The organism is Bacillus paranthracis, assembly GCF_024296885.1.
In the GTDB taxonomy this organism is placed as follows: domain Bacteria; phylum Bacillota; class Bacilli; order Bacillales; family Bacillaceae_G; genus Bacillus_A; species Bacillus_A paranthracis.
Window position 1 is genome coordinate 407,233 of record NZ_CP101135.1, and the last position, 23,937, is coordinate 431,169.

Here is a 23,937-nt window from a genome sequence, read left to right on the forward strand (position 1 = left end):
ATACCCTCAAGATTTCATTCTTGAGGGTGTTTTTTACGCCTTCTTAAGCAACAAATACATAAAGTAAGGAGCACCAATTAAAGCGACAACAATACCTGCTGGGATACCGTTAGGTTCAACGATATTTCGTCCAATTGTGTCTGCTAATAGTAATAGCCATCCGCCGATTAAAAGGGCGATAGGCATGAAGATTTGATGCCTTGGACCTACTAAAGATTTTGCGATGTGAGGAGCCATTAGTCCAATAAAGCTAATTCCTCCTGTTACGGAAACAGCTGCAGCTGCAAGCGCAACGGCTGCCACTAATAAGTATCTGCGTTCTTTTTCAATTTCAATTCCAACGCCAATTGCGACTGGTTCGTTTAATGCTAAAATGTTTAATCGATTTGCTTTATAGAAAACAAACGGAATGAATACGATTAACCATGGGAGCATTGCTAAAACGAAGATCCAGTCATCTCCCCAAATATTTCCGGCAATCCATTTTGAAATAAAGTCTACTTTCATACGATCTGCGGATGAAATAAGGACAATCATCATTCCAGATAGTGCAAATGCAAAACCGATACCGGTTAATGTTAATCGCACCGGCTGAAGTCCAGTTGATTTACTATATGAAAATACGTAGATTAGAACAGCTGTCAGAAACGCTCCGATAAATCCAACGATAGGTAGTAAGTAAAGAAATGAACCTACATCTATTGGAAAGTATAAGAAGAAAATAGCAACAGCAACACCGGCCCCAGAGTTGATTCCGAGAATACCAGGTTCAGCTAAATCATTTCGGGTAATTCCTTGCAGAATAGCTCCTGATAAAGCGAGAGCCATACCAGCTAATAATGTAATGATAATTCTAGGTAGTCTTAAAGAGTATAAAACGAACTCCTCTTTAAAAGTTCCTTGTCCCATTAACGTTGGGAGTAGTCGATCATAAGATAAAGATGCTGAACCGAGCCCCATTCCAATTACAATGGTTGTAATGGTTAGTATAAGTAAAGCGAGTATGATAAGACGTTGTTTTCTTAGAATAGATGGTATCATGAGAACATTTTTCCTCCTTTACGTACAATAAATAGGAAGAATGGTAATCCTACAATTGCGACAATAGCGGCAACTGGTGTTTCGTACGGAGCGTTAATGGTACGTCCGATTGTATCTGCAAGTAGCATAAAGGAAGCCCCAGCAATTGCTGACATCGGTATAACAAATCGGTAATCTGGCCCGACAATTGGGCGTACCATGTGAGGTACCATTAAACCGATAAATGCCATATTTCCGACAAGTGCTACAGACGCACCTGCAAGTAAGATGATAATGATAAATAGAATGGTTTTAATAACAATAATTTTTTGACCTAGTCCAATAGCCACTTCTTCACTGAAACTAAGAACTGTCAATTTTTTTGCTAGTAAGATAGCGATAAAGATACTAATTGAAATGACTGGAATAATAACTTTCAATTGGCTCCAAGTAGTTCCAATTACACCTCCAGCAGTCCAAAGTGATACATCTTGTGAAATTTTGAAGTAAATGCCGACTCCTTCTGAAATTGCGAGTAGAAATGCTGAAACGGCAGCACCAGCTAATACAATTCGAAGAGGGGAGAGCCCTCCTTTTTTCACCATACCAATTCCAAATACCATAATTGCACCAACTGCAGCACCGATAAAGCAAGCTAATGTTAAGTAAAGATAGCTGATGGAAGGGTTGAAAGCAAGGGTTAGTGCAAGCGCAGCATTTGCTCCACCAGATAGCCCGAGTAATCCAGGATCTGCAAGTGGATTTCGTGTTAATCCTTGCATAATTGCTCCAGAAACAGCAAGTCCAGCTCCTACAAAAATAGCGGCAACTTCACGGGGCAAACGTATTTCGCGAATAATAGATATTTTATCCCCTTTAGCGGAGGAAGTGAGTGCTGACCATACGTCTTTTATTGAAGTATCTGCAGCACCTAATACCATTGCTACCATAAAAATAAGAAAGAATGCAATTATGCTTAAAATTAATTTGTATGTAAAAGCTATAGAACGTGTATTGTCATGTTCTTTTGTCATTCGTTTCACATCTTTTCTTTTCATAGAATAAAGGAAGAGGAATTCTTAAAATAAGAATTCCTCATGTTTGTATTATTTACCAAGAAAGCTCTTCTTGAAGAAGTCTAGTTGGAAATCTAATGTAAGTGGATCATTGAAATAGAATTCCATCATGTTTGCTTCGTATACACGATTATTTTTTACTGCTGGGATGTTTTTATATGATTCTGTCTCTTGGAATGAGTTATCAGTATCTTTGTTTTTACTTACGATTAAGTAATCACCAGCAAACTCAGGTAATACCTCAGTAGATAATGCGTAGTAACCTTCTTTTAATGCTTTTTCTTTTACTTTTTCAGGCATTTTTAATTTCATTTCTTGGTACAGAATTTCTGTTCCGCGGCCCCAGTTCTCGCCGTATACATAAAGCTGTTTGTTGAAGTTTTCTACAACAGAAACTGTAGCATCTTCACCGATTTTTGCTTTAATTTCTTTACCAGCTTCTTGTGCACGTTTCTTGAAGTCATCAACCCAAGTTTTTGCTTCTTTTTCTTTGTTTAATAACTTACCGATTTCTAAATGTTGTGTTAAGTAATCAACTTTTCCGTAAGTGTATGTTACAGTAGGAGCGATTTTCTTTAACTTATCGACATTTTTAATATTTGATAAACCGATGATTAAATCTGGATTTAGTTCAGCGATTTTTTCAACATTTTCATCTGATACTTCAGCAACGTCTTTAAGTTTGCTATCAAAACGTGGGTTTTGTTTAGACCATGAATCTACCCCAACAAGATTTACACCTAATGACATTACGTTACCAGCGAATGATGATAAAACAACAACGCGTTTTGGATTTGCAGAAACTTCTACTTTACCATTTTCAGATTGGTATGTAATGGTTTCTGATTTACTACCTTTTGCATCGTTCTTTTTGTCTGTAGAGCCATTGCTACAAGCGCTCATAACAAGGACGAAAAGAACTGTTAGTGAAATAAATAACTTTTTCATCGTCTGTCTCCTTTAAATAGATGATATGTGTATACGATAATTTGTTTAACTGCAATCTTTTTGAAAGAGTAGTGGTAATACAAAATATTTATTAAAAATTTTGAATGTGAGATGTCACAATATAGTATTAACCATACTAATAAAAGAAGATGTAACCTCAAATTTTCTAATTATTAACAAATTGATAATGATTATCACTATTGATTCATTAAATAATATAATTTTATCTAGTTGTATTGTCAATAGTAATTTTAATTGTAAATTTTGCGGAAACAGGTTATATTTTATTGAGAATGATAATCAATGATTAGTAGCTGAGGAGTGAGCACGAATGAATCGAGAAGAATTGTTTGATGTAACTGTGATAGGCGGAGGACCTGCAGGGCTTTATTCAGCTTTTTATAGTGGACTCAGAGAAATGAAAACGAAAATAATAGAATTTCAACCACAGCTAGGTGGAAAAATACATGTTTATCCAGAGAAGATGATTTGGGATGTAGGTGGACTATTACCAGTTACAGGTGATAAATTAATTGAGCAACTTGTACAACAAGGGTTAACATTTCAGCCGGAAGTTGTATTAAATACAAAAGTAGAATCGATTATTCGTAATAAAGATGGCACTTTTACGTTAAAAGCAAACGATGGAAAAGAACACTTTTCAAAAACAGTTATTGTGGCAACTGGAAGTGGTATATTGAAACCACAAAAGTTATCAATTGAAGGTGCTGAGCGATTTGAAGTATCGAATTTAAATTATACAGTGAAGTCTTTAAAGCGTTTCAAAGATAAAACGATCATTATTTCCGGCGGAGGAAATTCTGCCGTTGATTGGGCAAATGAATTAGAACCAATCGCGAAAAAAGTATATGTAACATATAGAAAAGAAGAATTATCTGGTCATGAAGCACAAGTGAAGCAACTGCTGAACAGCTCAGCTGAGTGTTTCTTTCATACATCGATTACAAAATTAATTGCTGGTGATAGTCATGAAGCGATTGAATATGTAGAATTAACGAATCATGAGACAGGTGAAGTTTCTCATTTACCTATTGATGAAGTTATTATTAATCATGGATATGAACGTGACATTACATTATTAGAAAATAGTGAGTTAGACGTTGCGATTATAGATAATTTTTATATTGCAGGGAATGCAAATAGTGAGTCTTCAGTAGACGGATTATATGCTGCTGGGGATATTTTAAAGCATGAAGGAAAATTACACTTAATTGCGGGAGCATTCCAAGATGCTGGAAATGCTGTGAATAAAGCGAAACAATTTATTCAGCCAGATGCAAGTGAGTATGGAATGGTTTCTTCGCATAATGAGGTATTTAAGAAGAGAAATCGAGAATTGATTAAGCAGATGATGAAATAGTAAAGGAACAAGTATCCCCCCATTTACTTCTCTATTCGAATGATGAGAGAGGTAAATGGGGGTTTTCCTGTTTACTATATTTTCAATCATTATAATGACACCGGTTTCATCAGTTCATGTGACATGAACATTTTATTTGTGAATCTTCCTAGAAAATAATGAATCTATGTTTTGCTGACGCAGAACTGTATTACATTATGCTGTTCCTTTAGCTCGTTCGTTAGGAAATGGCATGTTTAATATAGAAGCAATGTACTGTTTTCCATGCATTCGAGCTAATGATTCTAATATTTGGCGAACACGTTTTGTAAGATGACCTTGTTTTTTTATTTCCTCACAATATGCGTCATAGAAAACGTATTTAGCCCAAAGGAAATCATCTTGTTGGAATAAGAAATGATTTTTGTACCATTCTCCAATTGTATGGTAACAATTGTTTTCCTGTATTGCTACGCTTTGAGAAAGAATACGATCAGATAAAGATGCAGTTAAATGAGAAATTGTGTTTTCTGTTTCAATTTGTAATGTTTTTTCTAACATTGTAATGATGTGACGAGTAGCCATATGTTAACTCTCCTTTGTGTAAATGGGTAATACCATTCTATATTTAAAAAATTCTTACTATATACTATTATACAATATATGGAATGCATCTACCTGCTTTTTAGGTTGCATTTACAAAATCTTTTTTATTTGTTTACAAAAATAAAGTAAGATACAGTATATAGGAAAAAATAATAAAGGAATGAACGAGTTGTATATAACAGTAGAAGAAGCTGCGGAGTATTTAAATTTACCAAAGTCGTATATTGAAGAGTTAATTCAGCAAAAGAAAATTCGTGCACTATTTGATGGAGAGCAATATTTATTAAATAAAGAACAATTCAATACACATTTAGAACAAATGGAGAAATATAAGCAATTAGTGGAAGAAATATTGAACGAACCAATTCCAGAAGATATGGATGTTAAAGACGAAGATTAAACTATGGGAAATCCCTTATGAAGATATGCAGAAATGTATCTTCATAAGGGATTTTTTTGTTTAAAGATATTAAAAGCATAAGGAGTTCTTAGCCTTTCCTCAAATTTTGATAGGTAGTAGTCTACCATGTTAAAAGCATATTTTTTTCTAGCTAGGACAAACATAGAGAACGTAACCTGTACAGATACATATACTATCAGTGCAAAAGCTTATAAATTAATGGAAGGGGTTTTCTCGTGAGTTTATTTCATTGTGATTTTTTGAAAGACTTAATTGGATCTTTTGTGAGAGTAAACAGGGGTGGTCCAGAATCTCAAAAAGGAACAATAATATCAGTATGTCCGGACTACTTCGTATTGCAGAATGAAAAAGGTGAGCTTTATTACTATCAACTTAAACATCTAAAGAGTATCACAAAAAATGCGAAAGAATGTGGATCAAGTGATTGCGAGTGGGAAGATTGCGCCTGTGCAGAAGACTTTGAAGAACTGCTTGAAAGTTTCAAATATTGCTGGGTGAAAATTAATCGCGGTGGTCCAGAGAAAGTGGAAGGCATTTTACAAGATGTTTCTTGTGACTTCGTAACATTAATCGTAAAAGAAGAAATTATCTTAATTGCAATAAAGCATATTAAAAGTGTTAACTATAATGCTTTAGCTTGTGGAGAGAGCGATGAGAGCGACGATAGTAAGGAAAGTAGCAATAATTCAGGTCGTGCTCGTGCACAAAGACAATCAAGTAGAGGAAGATAATAAGAAAGGGGGATACGAAATTGGAGAATGTATTATGTTGTGACCAAATTAAATGTTTAGTTGGTGAGACTGTCAAAGTAAACCTTCGCGGACCAGAAAGTCGAGTTGGTGAGCTTGTATCGTTAGGCAAAGATTATCTAACGTTACAATTACCACATGGTGAATTAGTATATTATCACTTGAAGCATGTGAAGAGTCTAGTTAAGAAAGTAAAAGAAAGTAAATGTGGTGATTGCTATAGTTCATGTTTCTGCTCTGATGAGGATACTTTTCTAGATATATTAAAAGACTTGAAGTATAAGTGGGTAAAAATTAATCGTGGTGGTCCAGAATGTGTGGAAGGTTTGTTAAGTGAGGTACACCATGGCTGCATTACACTAGTAAACTGCGATGAAGTGATTTATGTAGTTAAGTCTCATATTAAGAGTGTGAGTCAAGTAGTTAAATGTAAAAAGAATGAAGATGAATAATGTTTAATAAATAAGAGGGGCATTATGAGGGAAAGAGAAGAACAATTTCTTATTTCAATAGTATGAAAAGGAATTACTTACTATTAAAACAGAACTTTGCCCTGATTATTTTTTTAGAAATGAAAGACAGGAAAGAAGAAATTCATAGGAAGGAGGATATAGATGAATGAGTTAAACAAAAGTATTGGAGAAAATATATATGTTAAATTAATTGGTGAAAAAAGGTTTAAAGGTGTATTAATAGACGTAGGAAATGATATCGTTGTTCTTTACAATGGACAAGACTACGTATATATATCTTTATACCATGTACAATATTATAAATTTTTACGACCACATGATGAAGAAATCTTAAAACCAGATGTGGATTCTGTAATTAAGAGAGAGTCACCTTCAATTTCTTTGAGGAAAGTATTAAGTACTTCCAAAGGGATTTTTACGGAAATTTATGTAGCAGGAAATGCTCCAATACATGGGTATGTTACAAGTGTAATGAACGATTATATTGTTTTTTATAGTCCAGTTTATAAAACTGTATATATATCTTTAAAACACTTGAAATGGTTAATTCCGTATAAAGAAAATCAAGTGCCTTACGCCCTCAATAAAAATGAACTCCCCGTGAATCCCTTAAATATTACGTTAGCTCGAACGTTTGAAGAACAACTTATTAAAATGTCTGGAAAAATTATGGTGTTCGATTTAGGTGAGGAATATAATAAAATCGGAAAGATGGCGAAGATTGATGAAGGGCATATTGAAATATTAAAAGCGCGTGATGCGAAAATGTATGTAAATATTCAACATGTAAAATCTGTCCATTGTCCGTAAGTTAATTGAAAGGGCTGGCTTTTTCTTTTATATGCAGAAGAAAAGGTCGAGCCTATTTGTTTAGCTTGATCTGAATATGAGGGGAAAAATGAATTGAATATAAATATGTTAGTATGACTGTTGAAGAGGAAATTTTGTACTAAATTATAAAGAATATGTACGAGCTATCTTTTGATGTATTCAATTTATTTTTTTGAGGGAGAACTGCTTAACTAATATATTAAAGGGGTTTTGTTGGTGGAGCAGTTTCCAAATTCGTTATCGATTACATTACTTGGTAGTGCTGGTGGAGCAGCAAAAGCAGTTTTAGCGATTTTAAATCAAGCGATAGTAAATGAAAAAGACCCGATTTATGAAGTGATAAAGAATGTTACATTTTATTTGGTTGATATAAAACAAAAAGATAGGACGTATTATGACGAGTTGTTTCCAAATTTGGAAGATCAATTGTTTTTATCCGAAATAGATCTCCAAGATGTAGTGACATTTAAAAAACATTTAAAAGAAAGTAGTACGAGCGTTGTGATTGATGTTTCAGGGGCAGATACGATCAGAGTATTAAGCTGTTGTAATGAACTTGGAATTTGTTATATTAATTCAGCTTTGGAAAATGAGGCAGTAGATCAGGACGATAGTTTAATCGGCTTTCAACTTACGGAAAGATATACGCGGTTTGAGAAGGAAAAAGAGAAATTTACAAATACAAAAGCAATTATAGGCTCAGGTATGAACCCAGGTGTTGTTCAATGGATGGTTGTTGAACTTATGAAGGAACGTCCAAATGAAAAGCCAAAAGCATGCTATATAGTAGAACATGATACGTCATTTTTGAATGATACAGCACTTATAAAGCCTCATACACTGTATGCTTCATGGGCAGTAGAGCGATTTCTAGATGAAGCGATATGGAGTTATCCGATGTATATGAGTCATCATCGTCCTCTTTACTTTTATGAAGATGTATATGCTTCAGAGTATAAAGTAAAGTTGGGAGAGAAAGAATTTTATGGTTGTTTGATGCCGCATGAGGAAGTTTTAATTTTAGGGAAAAACTTTAACATGGAAGTAGGGTTTCTTTACCGAATTAACGAGTATACAACAAATATAATTAGACAGAACTTAGATAAGGTAGAAGATCTATGGAATTGGAATCGTAAAGTATTTAATCCAGCCGAAGAAGAGATTGCGGGCGAGGATCTAGTCGGTGTATTACTCGTTTATGAAAATAGCGAGACTTATATGTATAACGTGATGAATAGTAGTCAAGTTTTTCATAAATATAAAACGAATGCGACATACTTCCAAGTAGGATGTGGCATTTATGCTGGCTTGTGTAGTTTACTGTTCGATAACTTTAAACAAGGTGCCTATTATGTAGAGGAATTATTATTAAATACAGAAAGTAAGTACGGAGAATATTTGAATTTATATATGAATGATTTTGTAGTTGGTGGAAATGACTTTACGGATGGATTGCTACATGATCGAGTAAGGTGGATATAAATTGTGATGAAAAGGAAGGGGAAATCTCCTTCCTTTTCTCGTTATAAGGTTACAGATTGCTCTGAAAGTAATTTCCTTATCATTTAATGAGATAATATGTAGAGTTTTTGTATTGATCATGAGGAGTAGCAAGGAAGTATTGCGATTCAAAGTAGCGGAGAGCTAGGAATGAAGGTGGAGATTTTTTTACCGATAGCATAATGCGCTAGAAGAAAATATTTTTCAGAAAAGTGTTCTTGTTGCGTAAATATAAACATTTTATAAAATGTTTCGAGAAGGGTTTTTTTTATAAAATACTTCGTTTATAATGGAGGAAAATATCGACATGAGATTTGTTATTCATGTAACGGTTCGGTAGTGTTAGAAAAAGAAGGGGTGCACGCGCATCCTTTTTTCTATGCAGATATTATGAAAGAGGTGGTATGATGGAATTAACATTAAATTCGACTGTATGCTTACACGCGATTCAATTTCGAAAAGAGCAAAAGAATTATATTGTAAAAGATACAATTACAGGAGAAAAATATGAAATGCCGCCACTTTGGATTGATGCATTGGCAATGATGCGTGACGGTTTTTTATTAGGGGAAATTGAGGAGAAATTAAAAGAAGAGTATCCGGAAGAAGAAATAAATATGTTAGCATTTACGAGGCAACTGTTAGAGCTAGAGCTTGTCGGAATGGTTGATGGGGAAGAAATAGTTTGTACAAAGAAGAAAGAGAAAGATTATTTAGCTTGGTTACGTCCTCGCGTTGAGCAATTCTTTCTTAGTTTAAATAAAAGAAATAGAAGCAAAGGTCAATGACGATCTTTGCTTTTTTGTATAGTTTGTTTAAAAAATTACAGCGAATGCTCTTGCGAAAGCACCGTCGCTATTTTTAATTTTTAAAGGTGCCGCTGAGAAAAAGAAACGTTTCGCATTAATGGCATCTAAGTTTGTTAAGTTTTCGATTAAATAAATATTATTCCCAAGTAGTATGTGATGAATTGGCGATGTTTCTGTCGTTACCTCGTCAGGAGAAATGAAATCTAAACCGACAGATTTTACTTTTAATTGAACTAATTCTTCAGCTAATTCTTCGGAAAGATAAAAGGCTTCTTGTTCATACGCTTCTGTATTCCATTTATTAGATAGGTTGGAATGGAAAATGACAATATCATCTTCTTTTATGTCAGCATTGTGTAATACTTCTTTAGGTAGTTTTCGTTCTTGTACATGAGTTACGTCGATAAGAACAGCTTCACCTACAAATTGGTCTAGGGGCAATTGATCAATAGTCGTTGCGCCTGAAATGAAATGAGCAGGAGCATCACAATGTGTACCAACATGAACGACAGAATGAAAATCTGTAACTTGATAACCTGTTTCTTCAACGCTTGTAATGGCTTCTAAATTGATTTTTGGTGTTCCAGGAAATTGAGACATATTGTTTTCAAATGTTTGGGATAGGTCAATTACTTTCACTTTAAATACCTCCAAGTATATATTTTGAAATATAAAAAACTCACCTTTCATAATCAAGAAAGATGAGTTTTGCACACAATAGTTACGTTTTATCTTTCAAAATGCAATGCATTTTGCAGGAATTAGCACCTATTCAGTTTGTATAAACTGAGGTTGCTGGGCTTCAAAGGGCCGGTCCCTCTGCCTCTCTTGATAAAGGTATATTCAATTTAAAGTTCTGAATCTTCGTGATAATGAAATTGTAATTCATTTCCTTTTTCTGTGCAACACAAAATAGGTATTCACCCAAATAAAGTTGCTCGCATATTGTAGTTTATGTAAATAGAATGCTGCGAAGGAGTGAGTGCAGTGACAGGGAATGTATTGAATTATTATGCTGGTGGAAATACAGCTAGAGGATTTCATAATTTATATGAAGAGAATTTAAAAGGACTAAACAGATTATTTATTTTAAAGGGTGGACCTGGAACGGGAAAATCTTCTTTAATTAAGGCAATAGGTCGTGAATGGGTTGAAAAGGGATATGATATTGAATTTTTACATTGTTCTTCTGATAATAAATCGGTTGATGGTGTCATCATCCCGAAGTTAAAAGTAGGAATTGTTGATGGAACATCACCGCATGTTATTGAGCCAAAAATGCCAGGAGTTGTCGAGGAGTATATTAATTTAGGAATTGCTTGGGATTCAGATAAGTTAAGAAAGCAGAAAGTGGAAATTGAACGATTTGTTTCAGAAGCAAGCAAAGCTTTTCAAGCTGCTTACGCTCGTTTTAACGAGGCATTAGTTATACATGATGAGTGGGAGAAAATATATATTAGTAATATTGATTTTAATAAAGCGAACGAACTAACCGAGCAGCTCATTCAGAAATTATTTACAGATAAAGTTGGGAAACAATCGCTTGTGAAACATCGGTTTTTAGGAGCAGCTACACCGAAAGGAGCAGTTGATTTTGTTCCTAATTTAACAGAAGGATTACCACATCGTTATTTTATAAAAGGACGCCCAGGTTCTGGGAAATCAACAATGCTCAAAAAATTAGCTAAGGCAGCAGAAGAAAAAGGATTTGAAGTTGAAGTATATCATTGTGGGTTTGATCCAAATAGCCTTGATATGGTGATCGTAAGAGAATTAGGGTTTGCGATTTTCGATAGCACCGCACCACATGAATATTTTCCGAGCCGCGAAGGTGATGAAATTATAGATATGTATGCCCTTATTGTAACACCAGGGACGGATGAGAAGTATGCGGAGGAAATTCGTGACGTCTCTATTCAATATAAAGCAAAAATGAACGAGGCGATGTCTTTTTTAGCGAAAGCGAAATCAGTTCGTGATAAATTAGAACGAATTTATATTGCTGCTATGGACTTTTCAAAAGTAGATGCATACAAAGAGGAGATTCAAAAAGAGTTTGAACGAATTGCGGTTAGTGTAACTGAAAAGAACAAGTAAAAAATAACGAATTTTGACAGGCTGTCGGAAATTTTCTGACAGCTATTTTAGTATGTAGTAAACTTAGTAATATATTTGTCGAATTTCCAAGGAAATAATCAAAAAATGGAGAGGGTATGAAATGAGAGAGAAAATTAAGTTGGAGTTAGAACGAATTGAGAAAGAAAATGATGTGAAAATTTTATTCGCTGTGGAGTCAGGGAGTCGTGCATGGGGATTTCCATCAAAAGATAGTGATTATGATGTTAGATTCGTTTATATGCACCCGGTAGAATGGTATTTATCCATTCATGATAAACGAGATGTAATTGAGTATCCGATTAGTGATGATTTAGATATAAGCGGATGGGATATTAAAAAAGCGTTACAACTATTTGCAAAGTCAAACCCAGCTTTACTCGAATGGATTCGATCACCCATTTTTTATTCGAAAAACTCTAATTTTCCAGAACAGCTTCAGCAAATGAGTGAAAAGAACTTCGATCCGAAAGCGACGATATATCATTACTTACATATGGCTTCAAAAAATTATCGTGAATTTTTGCAAGATGAGAATGTAAAATTAAAAAAGTACTTTTATGTATTGCGTCCTATTTTGGCTTGTAAGTGGCTAGAGGAGAAAACAACTTTGCCTCCTGTAGAATTCGATCGATTAATTACAGAATTATCATTGGAGCGTAGCGTATTAGATGAAATTGAACAGTTGTTAATAAAGAAAAAGGCAGGTACTGAATTAGATGTTGGATTAAAAATTGATGTGTTGAATCAATTTTTGGAAGAACAAATTCATTACTATCAGCAATATGTAAAAGGAATTGAAAAGGGATCAGGGATCGATATTGAGAGTTTAAATACATTGTTTCGAGATATGTTGTTTGCGGTATACGAAAAAGAGCACAAGTAAGTTTGTGCTCTTTTTATTTTGTAGGAATAAAGAAAACAGATATAGCTGCAAGAAGACCTGCAAATGAGAATAAGTAAAAATTCCATACTAAGTCATATTGCATTGTCATAATAATACCGACAAGAATAGGACCAGTAATTGCGCCAACTCGGCCAAGTCCAAGTCCCCAGCCTAAGGAAGTAGCTCGGATATGGGATGGGAAGTATTGTGTCACATATGCATTTAATATTTGAGTAATACCGACCGATCCAATTCCAGCAAGACCAATTAAAAGATAAATGATTGTAACAGATGGTTTAATTGTTAATAGTCCAATACATACAGCTGCCATAAGATAGGAAATGCTAATAACAATTTTGGCTCCTATACGATCTGCGATTGCTCCAGCAAATAATGCACCGATAGCGGCGGTAATATTTAGCATAAGTAGAAATGATAAACTAGATCCAAGAGGATATCCTGCCTGTCGCATCATCTGAGGTAACCAAGTATTTAAACCGTATATTAAAAACATCCCCATTATATAAGTGATCCAAAAAAGCAGCGTTGCTTTTATGTATTCTTTTGAGAATAAAGTAAGAAATCCATTTTTCTTTCGTATATTAGATGGGGGTTGATGAGTTTTCTCTTTTGCATGGAATTCAATTTGAAAACGATTAAGAATTTTATCCACTTCTTCTTGGCGGTTACGTGATAACAAAAATTGAATGGATTCAGGTAAATAACGAATAATGAAAGGAATGAGGAGTAGTGGAATCATTCCGATGCCAAACATAATTCTCCATCCGAAGTCTTCTAACATAAACATGGACAAAATAGCGCCTAACACGATACCTAAAGGATAGCCAGTAAACATAAGAGCATAAATAAAAGATTGTCGCTTTTTGGGTGAATATTCAACAGTAAGTGCGGAAGCTGTTGGAATGACACCGCCTAGTCCAATTCCTCCGATAAATCGCCATAGTCCAAATAATTCAGGAGAAGGAGCAAGTGCAGCTAGGCCCATTGTGATAGAAAAAAGTGCTAAACAGCATATAAGCGTCCATTTTCGTCCAATTAGATCTGTAATAGTTCCAACTAGAATAGCGCCAATAAACATACCAAACAAAGCATAGCTTGCAATTGTACCAGCATGAGCTGGTGATAGTGCCCAGCTGTTGTCTTCCAGTAGCTTAGGCAGAACGGCCCCGTAAATACCTAAATCATAGCCGTCAGCTAGAATGGCTAGCCAACAAATAAAAACAACAAGTTTTGTAATAGAGTTTAAAAAGATAGTTTTTGTAGATTCTAGATGAGGTGGAGCTGAAGGTTGCATAATGTTCACCCCTTTTGATTTGTAGATGAATATATTATTTCATTTGATGTTAATATTTCCCTTCTTATGTCGGAATTTATATGAAAAAGTTTTATAGTAAATAAAGAAGTTCAACAGTCATTCTGTTGAACTTCTTTATTTACTCATTATCAACTCGTTTTAACGGTTGATCTGCCGGACCTTCAATAACACCTCCTTCAATTGAAAAACGGGAACCGTGGCAAGGGCAGTCCCAAGTACAATCACCATTATTCCATTCAACTTCGCAGCCGAGATGTGTACAAGTTGTATCGACAATATGTAATTTTCCATCTTTGTCCTTATAAGCACCTGCTCGTTTCCCGTTAACATGTACGACAGATCCTTCACCAACTTCGAGATCTTCTGGCTTACGTAATGCAGTTTCAATCTTTCCTTCAATTAAATGTTTCGCAACATCAATGTTTTGGGAGAAGAACGTTTTTATATCTGGATTTGCATGAAAGCGTGAAGGTGCATATAGTTCTTTATATGGACTGTCTACTTTTAGAATGGAATCCTTCAGTAAATGAGCGGCAGCAGTTCCAGTTGTCATCCCCCATTTACGATATCCAGTTGCAACAAATATATTTGGATTGCTCTCGTTAATATGTCCGATATAAGGGACCTTATCTAGCGTGATTAAATCTTGTGCTGACCATCTATAAGGAACCTCATCTACCCCAAACGTTGCTTCTGCAAAAGAATACAGTGCTTCATAATGAAGCATCGTGTTTATTCCTTGGCCTGTTTTATGACTTTCTCCGCCAATTAAAATTAATTTTTCCCCATTGCTTGTTGTGTAGCGTAAGGAGCGCTTTGGGTCATCAATACTTAAATACATGCCACCTGGATAATCTGTTTTTGTTTTAATAGCAAGAGCATAAGAGCGTTCTGCGTACATTCGTGTAAAGAAAAAGCTATTCGCATCATAAAAAGGAAAGTGTGAACAAGAGACAACATATTCACAAGTAATGCGATGTCCGCCCTTTGTAATGACTTGTGGAGAATCTCCTTTTTCTACATCCATGGCAGTCGTTTGTTCATAAACTTTTCCACCCATCTCCACAAACTTTTCTAAAAGCGTTTTCAAATAAAGAAGGGGATGAAACTGGGCTTGATTTTTCATGACAAGTGCAGATTGTACTGGAATTGGAATCGATAGAGATTGAACATAGTCACAAGGTATATTTAATTTTTGATAAGCTTCATATTCTTTCGATAAATTTCTTAATCCCTTATCAGTAGTTGTATATAAATATGAATCTTCATTTGAGAAATTACAGTCGATTTTATATGTTTGCAAAGTTTCATTAATAAATTGTAGAGCATGATTATTTGATTCATAGAAAAGCCCGGCCTTTTCCATACCGAAATGGTTTATTAATTCATCATAAATAAGATCATGTTGCGCTGTTATCTTCGCTGTTGTATGTCCAGTCGTCCCGTTTAAAATAAGACCAGAATCAATTAATACAACATCGATGCCTTCTTTTGCAAGTAAATAGGCAGTAGTAATACCTGTAATACCAGCACCTATAATAGCGACTTTTGTCTTTATATTTTCAGATAAAGGGGGAAAAGCAGGGAGTTGAGTAGATTCAATCCAATAAGATGATGGGAATTGTGGAAATGTATCGCTTGTCATTAAGGAAACCTCCTGATTTAGAACAATTTTCCTTTTAATATTTCCATATGAGATGAAATTCATGTGTGCTGTTTTAGAGGAAGGCTATTTTTATTTAAAAGAAAGATAAAATTATTTCAATATAATTATTAGGTCTTGTTGGTATGAAGAGGTAGAAGTTGTGTAAAGCTTAAATTTAAGTGAGTGTATTTGTTGTTTACACAGAGAGTTCTTGAATAAGATAGAGTCTATAGCATGTTAAGGTACGTATCTGTATAATAGATGAAACCTTATAAAATATGTGTTTTTTCTTTATTGAAATAAAGTATAATTATAAAAATATAACCAACTTTTATTACTAGATCATAAAAGTTATTGACAATGTAGAAATTCTATTGATATGATTCATCATGTGGAAAGGTTGATAGAGAGTAAAAAGATAAATGTTTTTCATTGATAATAAAAGCGAAAAATAAGTGACGATAGAGTGAGTATATTTTCCTTATACTAGATGCTTTTTAATCACCTAGTAAAATCAATCTGGAAGCAAGAATTGATATATGTAAGTTGCGCAAGGCGCGGCATAAGAAAGGGGCAAAAGGATGAAGGAGCTTCATACGTTTGGGTGGTATGCAGCACGTGTATCACCACATTTGCCGAAAAAAGCATTTAAACCAGTTCCTACTCGTTTATTTGGCGGACTGGCTTATTTACTTGTGGCATTGGCGGGGTTAATATCGATTGGTGTATTTGAATTGAATGTGTGGGCTAATCTAGGAATTGCGATCGTTCTTGGATTATGTTTTGCTTCACTTGGGTTTTTAGGGCATGAAATTTTACATGGAACTGTTGTAAGAAAGGCATGGCTTCGTGATTTCTTAGGAGCGATTGCATTTATGCCATTATCAACAGGTCCTAAACTTTGGCGAAAGTGGCATAATGCAACACATCACGTTCATACACAACATGAAGAGAATGATCCAGATGCATGGCCTACACTTGAGAAGCTTAAAAAGAGTAAGTTTTTGAGCTGGGTATATCGCATGCCTCTTCATGTACGTTCATTCTTTAGTTTTCTGTCACTAACAATTCAATTTACCTTGCATTCGACTCGAATGTTCTTTCATTTTATAAAAGAGTTTAAGTCATCCAATCAAAAATCTGTATGGCTTCAACTTCTTTTGCCTTGGACTGTTTGGATTAGTTTATTGTTTATTATGGGACCTGGAAAATGGTTATTTGCATATGTGATTCCATTGTTAATTGCTAACTTTATTGTAATGGCATATATCGCAACAAATCACCGCTTAAATCCAATTGTTCCAGTAAATGATCCGTTAGCAAACTGTTTATCAGTAACAGTGCCGCGTTGGGTAGACGTTTTACATTTCAATTTCTCATATCATACAGAACATCATTTGTTCCCTGCTATGAGCTCTAAATACTACCCGTTAGTAAAAGAGAAAATTAAAGAAATGTGGCCGGAACGCTATCATGAGATGCCGATGACAAAAGCTTTGGCAGCGCTATGGAATACACCACGTGTGTATTATCAAGGAAGTGAATTAGTGGATCCGCATAGAGAGCATTTCTATGGTTCTTTAGGAAATGGGCTAGATCCTCATAATATTTCATATCGTGAGGAACATATAGAGGAAGAAGAGAGTATTAAAAAAGTAAATCAGTAAATATATATACATTTTCAAAAAAGCAAGCTACTGAAAAGTAGCTTGCTTTTTGTTATTTTGTAGCTTGATATACTTTTTGCATGTAGTAGTAACTTTTCTTGAGTCGTGATGTATATTCGACAACATCACCCCATTTTGAATAGTTATACATAGCGTATTCTCCATCTTGTGCAGTTGTAATGTTTTCAGCTCCAATTTGAACTGTAAAGCCAATTGCGTTAATAATTTGTTTCGTAGTTAAACCATCTATTTCTTCATTTGCATAAATATCACCAATAAATTCTTTTATATTTGGTGCCTTCGCATTTAATAACATCCAAGGAATCCGAATCTCAATTGTCTCTTTTTTCGGAGTAGAAAAATCTGAAAGTGAGTTGTAATCAGCACTATCTGGATTACTATTTCCCATAGTTAATGCTCCGACATTAAATTTTTCAAATGGCAATTGTTCCTGAGTCAGTGGTAATGTAATTGGCAAACTTAATGCTGTATAAATAGGGGAGAATTGTCCGCTATTTTTTTCTGGTTTTGTATAAGGAACTAGATTTCGTTGGAAACCAAATTCATAAGAGAATACATCATAATAAGAATCAACAAGTACTTGATTAGATTGTCCGCCGTGCAAATCAATTTTAAAATCAGCGCCTTCTTTCATAGAAAGGCCGTTAAATTCTTTATTTCCTTGTTCAGGTAATATGTTTACTCCAATTGTAATAGGTTCCTCTTCAAGAGGTCTAGCTTTTGGACGATCAATGGATAAGTATAAATAGGACTCATCGTGTGTTACGAAAGTCGTGTAACCATTCTTATCCCCAATTTTTGTTTTTGTTTTCCAATCACTCGTATCACCATCGACATTAATAGTATGGGATTCAAATGATAGCAAACCGAAATGTTGTTCAGGAACTTGTACGTTGTTCCAATGTGGTCGTTCTTCCGTATTATCATATTTAGTTGTATTCCAAGAGAATTTAAACCATTCATCTTGCCAAATGAATACAATACCGCCGGCCAATTTCGCCTGAATAATATCTTCGAAGAGCTCTGCATTACGTTTCCCTTGTTCATCTTCATTCATATGCCCTTGGTCTTTTCCATGTATATTTTTATGAGAAATACCTCGGGATCCTGGGATACCAAATTCCGAAATAACAACAGGCATTTCATGTGAATCATGCAAGTCTTTTAAATAAGCAGCGTAACTATTGGATTGCCCTCGATGGTCTTTGAAATTTGCTTTATCTGGATCGAAATTTAAGAAGTCAGGGTAATAAGGATACACGTGATAAGAGGCAAACGCCCCGCTTGGGTAATTCTTATTAGCAAAGATATGATTTGGATTTATAGATACAGCATCTTCACCGATGAACGGTTCAGCAGGGTGATCTAGTAAATCTGTTGTAACCCAGTTGGAAAAAGCGATAGGCTGAGCGGTCTCATATTTGCTAATAGAATATTGAGCGATATAATTCATTCCTTCAGCTAGCCAAATTTCAAATGGACTAGCGTTCTTTGCTTCGAAATATTTACCCTTAAATGAAGTTTTATCAGCATGTTTTTTATTTGTTTCGATGACCATGTCAGGATCCCACTCAATCCCGAGAATCCAACCAGCTAAATATTGTGACACATCATAATTATATTCACCGTAAGCATGTCCTTTTTCAGCAGCGATTGTTGTATTACCATGAATTACATCGGCTGTTCTTTCAATATTTTTAAAGAGTTCATTTTTGGATTTGTAAGCATCTTTTGTTTCTAACAGTTGTTCTTCTTCAACCCATACACCATGGAACAAATATAAAGGTTGTTTTGCTTGTTGGTTAAATTCAAATAAAGCTTCGTAAAAAGCAGGAGGGTGAATGGTATAAATACGAATCGTATTTGCACCCATTTCGCTAATTTGTTTCAACCATTTTTTATATTCTGCTTTTGTAATTGCAGCATCACCTGGAAATGCCCCTGGTTTTGCCATACCTAGGTTCACACCTTTAATTGTCCAATCTTCCCATTTGCCCCCTGTATAATGTTGAAGGTTTTGCTTATTTCGCTCTGCTTTAAAACCATATGAAATATTATCTGCAGGGTTTTTTAGGAATGTTGGTTGCAATCGGTGTTTTGTTGCATCTATACCGAAAATAACAGCTAAAATAATTAGGATGAAGGCGATTCTTCGCAGCCACCAAAAACGCTCTGAGGATTGATTTTCAAGCGATTTACGCTTCATCTTCCCCCAACCTTTAATTCGGAAAAGACTTTGAAACAGTCCTAAAAATCGGTACCAAACAGTCAGTGGACGATACCAAAATGATTCAGTTAACGACCAGAGAAGTAAGAGTGTGAAATCTTTAATACTATTTTGCTTTTTCATACTCCATTCTTCTAATAAAACAACTCCTACGGATAGGAATGATCCGTATAGTACGGTAGCAGCTAACAGTAAAAATACATATTCTGTGAAAATTTCATCGAATAGTAAATGATACAGTAGTAGTAAATAGCCAAGTATTTCAATAATAGGACCGAGCCATTCTAGTAATAAATAAAAAGGCATTGCAATCATACCGAAAGCTTTATATTTTGGACGGAATAAAATATCTTTATGGCGCCATAAAGTTTCACCTAAACCACGGTGCCAACGACTCCGTTGTTTGCGGAAGGTTGTTAAATCATCGGGAGCCTGTGTCCAGCAAATTGCGTTTGGGTTATAAATGATTTTCTTTTCTTCTCCATCCTGTAAAGCTTTTTTATGAAGGTGAACGACAAGCTCCATATCTTCTCCGACAGTTTTTCGCTGATAACCTCCAACACGAATAACTTCTCCTTTATCGAAAATACCAAATGCACCAGAAATGATAGGAAGAATATTATACTTGCTCCATGCTAAGCGACCAAATAAGAATCCACGCAAATACTCGATAATTTGCATGAGCGCAAGAGGTTGTTTTGGAAGACGATTTTCAATCATTTGTCCATTTTGTATGTAAGAACCGTTCACAATTCGAACACTCCCGCCAGTTACCATAACTTTTTCTGGAGATTCATAAATTGGTTTCATAGCTTTCATAAGTGCATCACGTTCTAAGAGAGAATCAGCATCTAATGAACAAACGTACGGATAGTTGGAAATATTGATACCTGCATTTAATGCATCTGCTTTGCCGCCGTTTTCTTTATCGACAACGATAATTTGTTTATTAACAGATGAGCGATATATTTTTCGAATAGTCTCTGTTTCCAATTGTAATCTAACCACGTTCTGAATTTCGTATAGTTGGAAATGATCTTTTAATTGTTCTAACGTATCATCGCTTGATCCATCGTTTACGACGATTACCTCAAACTCAGGGTATTCTAAAGTTAAAAGTGATTGGACACTTGATACGATAGTGACTCCTTCGTTATAGGCAGGAACAATAATAGAGACAGGTCGAGTAATACCAGACTGTAAATAATGAAGTAATTCCCTATTTTCATCACGTTCTCTTTTTTTTCTTAAGGTGAATGCAGAAATCAGAAATATAGCTGTATAGAATAAGATAGCAACACCCATGTATAGTAAGAAGAGCCATTGTGAAATTTTTAAAAATATATCAAGATAATGCATATGTTGTCACATCCTTTCGTGCTAGAGCCTCTAATGCACTTTCACGTGCGAAACGATCAGGGTGATGTAATGCAATTTCAATATACTTTTCTTGCCAGTTTGAATAATATTGAATTGCATGTTGGACTTCACGACGTATCCACCAAGATTGATGCCCTGCTTGTTCTAGTAAATAAGGGAAGTATCCTTCATCTTTAAAGGGGGTTATTACACGAATAAGCATGAGGTGAATTTGCCAACTGTCCTTTTTAAATAACTGTTCAATGTGCTCTTTTGTTTCTGTTTTAGGCATTAACTTTGAAATAGCATGTAACGAGTGAATAATAATTTCCTCATCTTCATTCATTAAGTTTTGAATGAGGAAAAGATAACAGCTATTTTCTTCACGTGTACCGATTGCATTTAAAATTTCATATTGAAATTGTTTAGGTAATGTATGGAAAAACTCAACCCAAACAGAAAAATTTTCAGTTTGAGAAATACTTAAAGCGATCATAGTGATGGGAATAGAGTCATGGACTCTTGTAGCAAGTAAAATTGCTTGCCTTGTGTTTAATGTACTTAATGTAGTAAATGCTTGATGCTGGATAGATCCAGATGTTTGAGTGCATATATCTTTTACCTCATTTTCAAACTCTTTTATTTTGAAGAAAGAAATAATATCTAATATATTTTGTTTTTCTATATGAGTGCCGTGAACTAATTTTTCTTTATAATGGGGAAACAAATAGACTTGTAATAAATGATGAATGCGCTGTTTTTCATCAATCCCGGATACGAGCTGTGTAGCTTTAATGCAGAGAGATTCTAGTGCGTGAATATCTGCTGTATGTTCAATTTTGAAATCATGGCATTTATTATGCATGATAAATTCATATAGAGATTTTCTATTTTCTTCTTTCCATTTATTATTTTTTCTTTTGAAATTTCTACTACGTAATTTTAGTGAAATTAAATATATATACGCTATAAGAATAGCAACTATTAAAAAGATAACTATGGATTGTACAATTGTAACTATAATCAATAGCCTTCATTCCTTCCTTCTAATAAGTGCGCCAAACGAACCTTAAATTCTAAAGGTGAAAACGGCTTTTCAATAAAATCATCAGCACCGGCTTTAAATGCTTCCTCCAGGTGGTGGGCTGTTGATTTAGTAGAGGTCATAAAAATTCGGAAATGTCGACTAGGCAACAATCTCTTTAATCGATTAATAAGTTCTAAACCATCCATTTGTGGCATCATCCAATCCACAATTAGTATGAAGAATGGAAACTGTTCATAGATTTTTTCTGTGAAAAAGTGCTTTCCACTAGTGAAATGATATACGTTTAGTAAAGTTGTGTATTCAGTTTTTATAAATTTTGTTAATAAGTCGTCAGCGGTTACTACTAATAGTGGAGGGGTTTGGCGAGATACTGACATATATTTTTGTAATCTCTTCTGGATTGTTTCAAAAGGTAATTTTGTATGTAACACCTCTTGTACTCCGTGATGCACAATTTGTTCATCATCTACGTTCTCATAAAAATAAATGATAGGCTGTTGTATGAAATAAGAAGGGATAGTTTCTTTATATACAACAACACAATCAGCATTATTTATGTTGTCGAAAATTTGAATGGAGGCATTTTGAAGTACCTCAGGGATAGTACCAATTATATAAATTTTAAGTAATTGATCATCCTGTTTAAAGGAAAGCATCATTTCTGTGATATGCTCGACTACATCGTAGACAGAGCTAGAATCTTTTAACGTTGTAGATAATTGTTGTAAATCCTTTTGTAATTGATAGAATCCTAATGTTTCAGCCAGGCTAATTAAGTTGTTTATGTAGCTTGTAAGTTGCTGAAGGTTATAAATTTGATATTTTTGTTTCAGCCAATCTTTATAAATTAAATCCAGCATAGTGACCTCCTTATACTATTTAAGACGTCTAGATGTGTATATCCATCTTTACTATATTATGGATAATTTTATGATGTGTAAAGAGGGAGACTGTAGAAATATAATGAATTTCTTATACATAGAAAAATATTATTGGAGTAAAAAGTATGGAGAAGAAATAAAAACAGGTTAAGGAAATGGTCCTTAACCTGTTAGTTTGTTCAAAGAGAAATTTCTTTTGTTTTCTTTTTTGCAGTTTGTATAGAGTTTGTTTCTTTTCGCTGTAATCGTTTTTCTAAAAGATTAACAAGGTAAGTGAATAGGAGAACGAGCACGAGATAATATAAACCAACGATTATATATGTATCTAGTTGTTGGAAGTTCCCTGCAGCGATTGATAAACCTGACCCCCATAATTCGGACAATCCTACGTAAGCAACAAGTGAAGAATCTTTTAATCCAATAATAAATTGATTTCCTAAAGGAGGAATAGATTGACGAAATGCTTGCGGTAATACAATACGGCGCATCGCTAAAGGATATGGCATACCTAGAGAGCGAGCTGCTTCCATTTGTCCACGATCGACAGATTGGATAGAGCCTCGGAAAATTTCAGTAATATATGCACCGTTGTGGATTGCTAAAGCAATGGCTCCTGCCCAAAAAGGAGTAAAAACAACAACGGATGTAATCCCAAAATAGAGAATGGCGATTTGAACAATTAAAGGTGTACCACGAATAATGGCGATGTATACGTGAGCGATACTATTTAAAACTTTATTGTTAGAGATTCGAAAGAAAGCGAATAGTAATCCAATTAGTGAACCGAGTAATAGGGATGTTAGTGTTAATTGTAATGTGACAATAGTAGCTTTTAAGAGTGTGGGATAGGTAGAGATAAAAATTTCAAACATGCGTTTCACCTCATATTGTATAGATTTTAGTAGAGAATGAAATGCCCCACACAAAGTGGGGCATGATTTATGGAAACTTTGAAGGGC

21 protein-coding genes and 1 riboswitch are annotated in these 23,937 nt (G+C 34.6%); of the genes, 10 read left to right on the forward strand and 11 right to left on the reverse strand.

The genetic code is table 11. From position 1 onward, the window contains the following. Window positions 1-33 precede the first annotated feature (33 nt). Genes NLJ82_RS02115 through NLJ82_RS02125 form a run of 3 tightly spaced genes read right to left on the reverse strand, consistent with a single transcriptional unit; the run spans window position 34 to window position 3,044 of the window. Window positions 34-1,041, reverse strand: coding sequence for a FecCD family ABC transporter permease (locus tag NLJ82_RS02115; RefSeq protein WP_000613090.1), 1,008 nt, complete (start codon window positions 1,039-1,041; stop codon window positions 34-36). After that, on the reverse strand, window positions 1,038-2,078 hold the full coding sequence (locus tag NLJ82_RS02120) for a FecCD family ABC transporter permease (protein ID WP_000823048.1): 1,041 nt from the start codon (window positions 2,076-2,078) through the stop codon (window positions 1,038-1,040). Before NLJ82_RS02120 ends, NLJ82_RS02115 begins: the two co-directional genes overlap by 4 nt. Before the next feature lie 48 nt (window positions 2,079-2,126). Next, the gene (locus NLJ82_RS02125) at window positions 2,127-3,044 is read right to left on the reverse strand and encodes an iron-hydroxamate ABC transporter substrate-binding protein (RefSeq protein WP_000732583.1); all 918 of its coding nucleotides are present in this window, start codon (window positions 3,042-3,044) and stop codon (window positions 2,127-2,129) included. Between the two features lie 331 nt (window positions 3,045-3,375). Between NLJ82_RS02125 and NLJ82_RS02130 the strand changes: the two genes are divergently transcribed. After that, the gene (locus NLJ82_RS02130; protein ID WP_001078293.1) at window positions 3,376-4,425 is read left to right on the forward strand and encodes an NAD(P)/FAD-dependent oxidoreductase; all 1,050 of its coding nucleotides are present in this window, start codon (window positions 3,376-3,378) and stop codon (window positions 4,423-4,425) included. A gap of 195 nt (window positions 4,426-4,620) precedes the next feature. Here the strand turns inward: NLJ82_RS02130 and NLJ82_RS02135 are convergent, their stop codons facing one another. Next, window positions 4,621-4,989, reverse strand: a complete 369-nt coding sequence (locus tag NLJ82_RS02135) for a hypothetical protein (RefSeq protein ID WP_000235473.1) — start codon at window positions 4,987-4,989, stop codon at window positions 4,621-4,623. Between the two features lie 181 nt (window positions 4,990-5,170). Here NLJ82_RS02135 and NLJ82_RS02140 point away from each other — a divergent pair, with 181 nt between their 5' ends. The 6 genes from NLJ82_RS02140 (at window position 5,171) to NLJ82_RS02165 (ending at window position 9,772) form a co-directional block, all read left to right on the forward strand. Further along, window positions 5,171-5,410, forward strand: a complete 240-nt coding sequence (locus tag NLJ82_RS02140) for a helix-turn-helix domain-containing protein (protein ID WP_001004507.1) — start codon at window positions 5,171-5,173, stop codon at window positions 5,408-5,410. Between the two features lie 236 nt (window positions 5,411-5,646). Further along, complete coding sequence (locus NLJ82_RS02145; protein ID WP_000051521.1) at window positions 5,647-6,162, forward strand: hypothetical protein; 516 nt, start codon at window positions 5,647-5,649, stop codon at window positions 6,160-6,162. 20 nt (window positions 6,163-6,182) lie between these two features. Next, entirely contained in the window at window positions 6,183-6,632 is a 450-nt protein-coding gene (locus NLJ82_RS02150) for a spore coat protein (protein WP_000432501.1), read from the forward strand. Between the two features lie 162 nt (window positions 6,633-6,794). Next, the gene (locus NLJ82_RS02155) at window positions 6,795-7,463 is read left to right on the forward strand and encodes a YwrJ family protein (RefSeq protein WP_001004271.1); all 669 of its coding nucleotides are present in this window, start codon (window positions 6,795-6,797) and stop codon (window positions 7,461-7,463) included. Between the two features lie 237 nt (window positions 7,464-7,700). Next, window positions 7,701-8,966 (forward strand): hypothetical protein, encoded by a 1,266-nt coding sequence (locus NLJ82_RS02160; protein ID WP_000434742.1) that lies wholly within the window; start codon window positions 7,701-7,703, stop codon window positions 8,964-8,966. Between the two features lie 425 nt (window positions 8,967-9,391). Next, window positions 9,392-9,772, forward strand: coding sequence for a hypothetical protein (locus tag NLJ82_RS02165; RefSeq protein ID WP_000424101.1), 381 nt, complete (start codon window positions 9,392-9,394; stop codon window positions 9,770-9,772). A gap of 27 nt (window positions 9,773-9,799) precedes the next feature. Here NLJ82_RS02165 and NLJ82_RS02170 read toward each other — a convergent pair whose 3' ends face one another. After that, window positions 9,800-10,432, reverse strand: coding sequence for a cyclase family protein (locus NLJ82_RS02170; RefSeq protein ID WP_000862959.1), 633 nt, complete (start codon window positions 10,430-10,432; stop codon window positions 9,800-9,802). Between the two features lie 86 nt (window positions 10,433-10,518). Beyond that, window positions 10,519-10,631, reverse strand: a riboswitch (SAM riboswitch). A 149-nt stretch (window positions 10,632-10,780) separates the two neighbouring features. Here NLJ82_RS02170 and NLJ82_RS02175 point away from each other — a divergent pair. Both NLJ82_RS02175 and NLJ82_RS02180 read left to right on the forward strand, forming a co-directional pair. Next, a complete protein-coding gene (locus NLJ82_RS02175; RefSeq protein ID WP_000147491.1) occupies window positions 10,781-11,890 on the forward strand; it encodes a PRK06851 family protein in 1,110 nt (369 codons plus the stop codon). A 121-nt stretch (window positions 11,891-12,011) separates the two neighbouring features. Beyond that, complete coding sequence (locus NLJ82_RS02180) at window positions 12,012-12,794, forward strand: nucleotidyltransferase domain-containing protein (RefSeq protein ID WP_001208294.1); 783 nt, start codon at window positions 12,012-12,014, stop codon at window positions 12,792-12,794. 13 nt (window positions 12,795-12,807) lie between these two features. Here NLJ82_RS02180 and NLJ82_RS02185 read toward each other — a convergent pair whose 3' ends face one another. Next, the gene (locus NLJ82_RS02185; RefSeq protein WP_001183110.1) at window positions 12,808-14,109 is read right to left on the reverse strand and encodes an MFS transporter; all 1,302 of its coding nucleotides are present in this window, start codon (window positions 14,107-14,109) and stop codon (window positions 12,808-12,810) included. A 139-nt stretch (window positions 14,110-14,248) separates the two neighbouring features. Then, complete coding sequence (locus NLJ82_RS02190; protein ID WP_000199954.1) at window positions 14,249-15,775, reverse strand: FAD-dependent oxidoreductase; 1,527 nt, start codon at window positions 15,773-15,775, stop codon at window positions 14,249-14,251. A 581-nt stretch (window positions 15,776-16,356) separates the two neighbouring features. Here NLJ82_RS02190 and desB point away from each other — a divergent pair. Further along, window positions 16,357-17,442 (forward strand): Delta(10) desaturase DesB, encoded by a 1,086-nt coding sequence (gene desB, locus NLJ82_RS02195; protein WP_000661225.1) that lies wholly within the window; start codon window positions 16,357-16,359, stop codon window positions 17,440-17,442. 52 nt (window positions 17,443-17,494) lie between these two features. Here desB and NLJ82_RS02200 read toward each other — a convergent pair whose 3' ends face one another. The 4 genes from NLJ82_RS02200 to NLJ82_RS02215 all read right to left on the reverse strand — a co-directional run bounded on the left by NLJ82_RS02200 (window position 17,495) and on the right by NLJ82_RS02215 (window position 23,850). Continuing rightward, the gene (locus NLJ82_RS02200; RefSeq protein WP_000559075.1) at window positions 17,495-21,049 is read right to left on the reverse strand and encodes a glycosyltransferase family 2 protein; all 3,555 of its coding nucleotides are present in this window, start codon (window positions 21,047-21,049) and stop codon (window positions 17,495-17,497) included. After that, the gene (locus NLJ82_RS02205; protein ID WP_000587810.1) at window positions 21,036-22,076 is read right to left on the reverse strand and encodes a HEAT repeat domain-containing protein; all 1,041 of its coding nucleotides are present in this window, start codon (window positions 22,074-22,076) and stop codon (window positions 21,036-21,038) included. The genes NLJ82_RS02200 and NLJ82_RS02205 overlap by 14 nt, the downstream gene beginning before the upstream one ends. Continuing rightward, window positions 22,073-22,957 carry a response regulator gene (locus NLJ82_RS02210; RefSeq protein ID WP_000886124.1) on the reverse strand — a complete coding sequence of 295 codons (885 nt, stop codon included), beginning with the start codon at window positions 22,955-22,957 and terminating at the stop codon, window positions 22,073-22,075. Before NLJ82_RS02210 ends, NLJ82_RS02205 begins: the two co-directional genes overlap by 4 nt. Before the next feature lie 200 nt (window positions 22,958-23,157). Next, window positions 23,158-23,850, reverse strand: coding sequence for an amino acid ABC transporter permease (locus tag NLJ82_RS02215; protein WP_000461540.1), 693 nt, complete (start codon window positions 23,848-23,850; stop codon window positions 23,158-23,160). Between the last annotated feature and the right edge of the window lie 87 nt (window positions 23,851-23,937).

What these genes read in the sequence shown, in the direction of transcription:
- NLJ82_RS02115 (WP_000613090.1), bottom strand. Translation starts at nt 1,041, where the DNA reads ATGATACCATCTATTCTAAGAAAACAACGTCTTATCATACTCGCTTTA.
- NLJ82_RS02120 (WP_000823048.1), bottom strand. Translation starts at nt 2,078, where the DNA reads ATGAAAAGAAAAGATGTGAAACGAATGACAAAAGAACATGACAATACA.
- NLJ82_RS02125 (WP_000732583.1), bottom strand. Translation starts at nt 3,044, where the DNA reads ATGAAAAAGTTATTTATTTCACTAACAGTTCTTTTCGTCCTTGTTATG.
- NLJ82_RS02130 (WP_001078293.1), top strand. Translation starts at nt 3,376, where the DNA reads ATGAATCGAGAAGAATTGTTTGATGTAACTGTGATAGGCGGAGGACCT.
- NLJ82_RS02135 (WP_000235473.1), bottom strand. Translation starts at nt 4,989, where the DNA reads ATGGCTACTCGTCACATCATTACAATGTTAGAAAAAACATTACAAATT.
- NLJ82_RS02140 (WP_001004507.1), top strand. Translation starts at nt 5,171, where the DNA reads ATGAACGAGTTGTATATAACAGTAGAAGAAGCTGCGGAGTATTTAAAT.
- NLJ82_RS02155 (WP_001004271.1), top strand. Translation starts at nt 6,795, where the DNA reads ATGAATGAGTTAAACAAAAGTATTGGAGAAAATATATATGTTAAATTA.
- NLJ82_RS02165 (WP_000424101.1), top strand. Translation starts at nt 9,392, where the DNA reads ATGGAATTAACATTAAATTCGACTGTATGCTTACACGCGATTCAATTT.
- NLJ82_RS02180 (WP_001208294.1), top strand. Translation starts at nt 12,012, where the DNA reads ATGAGAGAGAAAATTAAGTTGGAGTTAGAACGAATTGAGAAAGAAAAT.
- NLJ82_RS02185 (WP_001183110.1), bottom strand. Translation starts at nt 14,109, where the DNA reads ATGCAACCTTCAGCTCCACCTCATCTAGAATCTACAAAAACTATCTTT.
- NLJ82_RS02190 (WP_000199954.1), bottom strand. Translation starts at nt 15,775, where the DNA reads ATGACAAGCGATACATTTCCACAATTCCCATCATCTTATTGGATTGAA.
- desB (WP_000661225.1), top strand. Translation starts at nt 16,357, where the DNA reads ATGAAGGAGCTTCATACGTTTGGGTGGTATGCAGCACGTGTATCACCA.
- NLJ82_RS02200 (WP_000559075.1), bottom strand. Translation starts at nt 21,049, where the DNA reads ATGCATTATCTTGATATATTTTTAAAAATTTCACAATGGCTCTTCTTA.
- NLJ82_RS02210 (WP_000886124.1), bottom strand. Translation starts at nt 22,957, where the DNA reads ATGCTGGATTTAATTTATAAAGATTGGCTGAAACAAAAATATCAAATT.
- NLJ82_RS02215 (WP_000461540.1), bottom strand. Translation starts at nt 23,850, where the DNA reads ATGTTTGAAATTTTTATCTCTACCTATCCCACACTCTTAAAAGCTACT.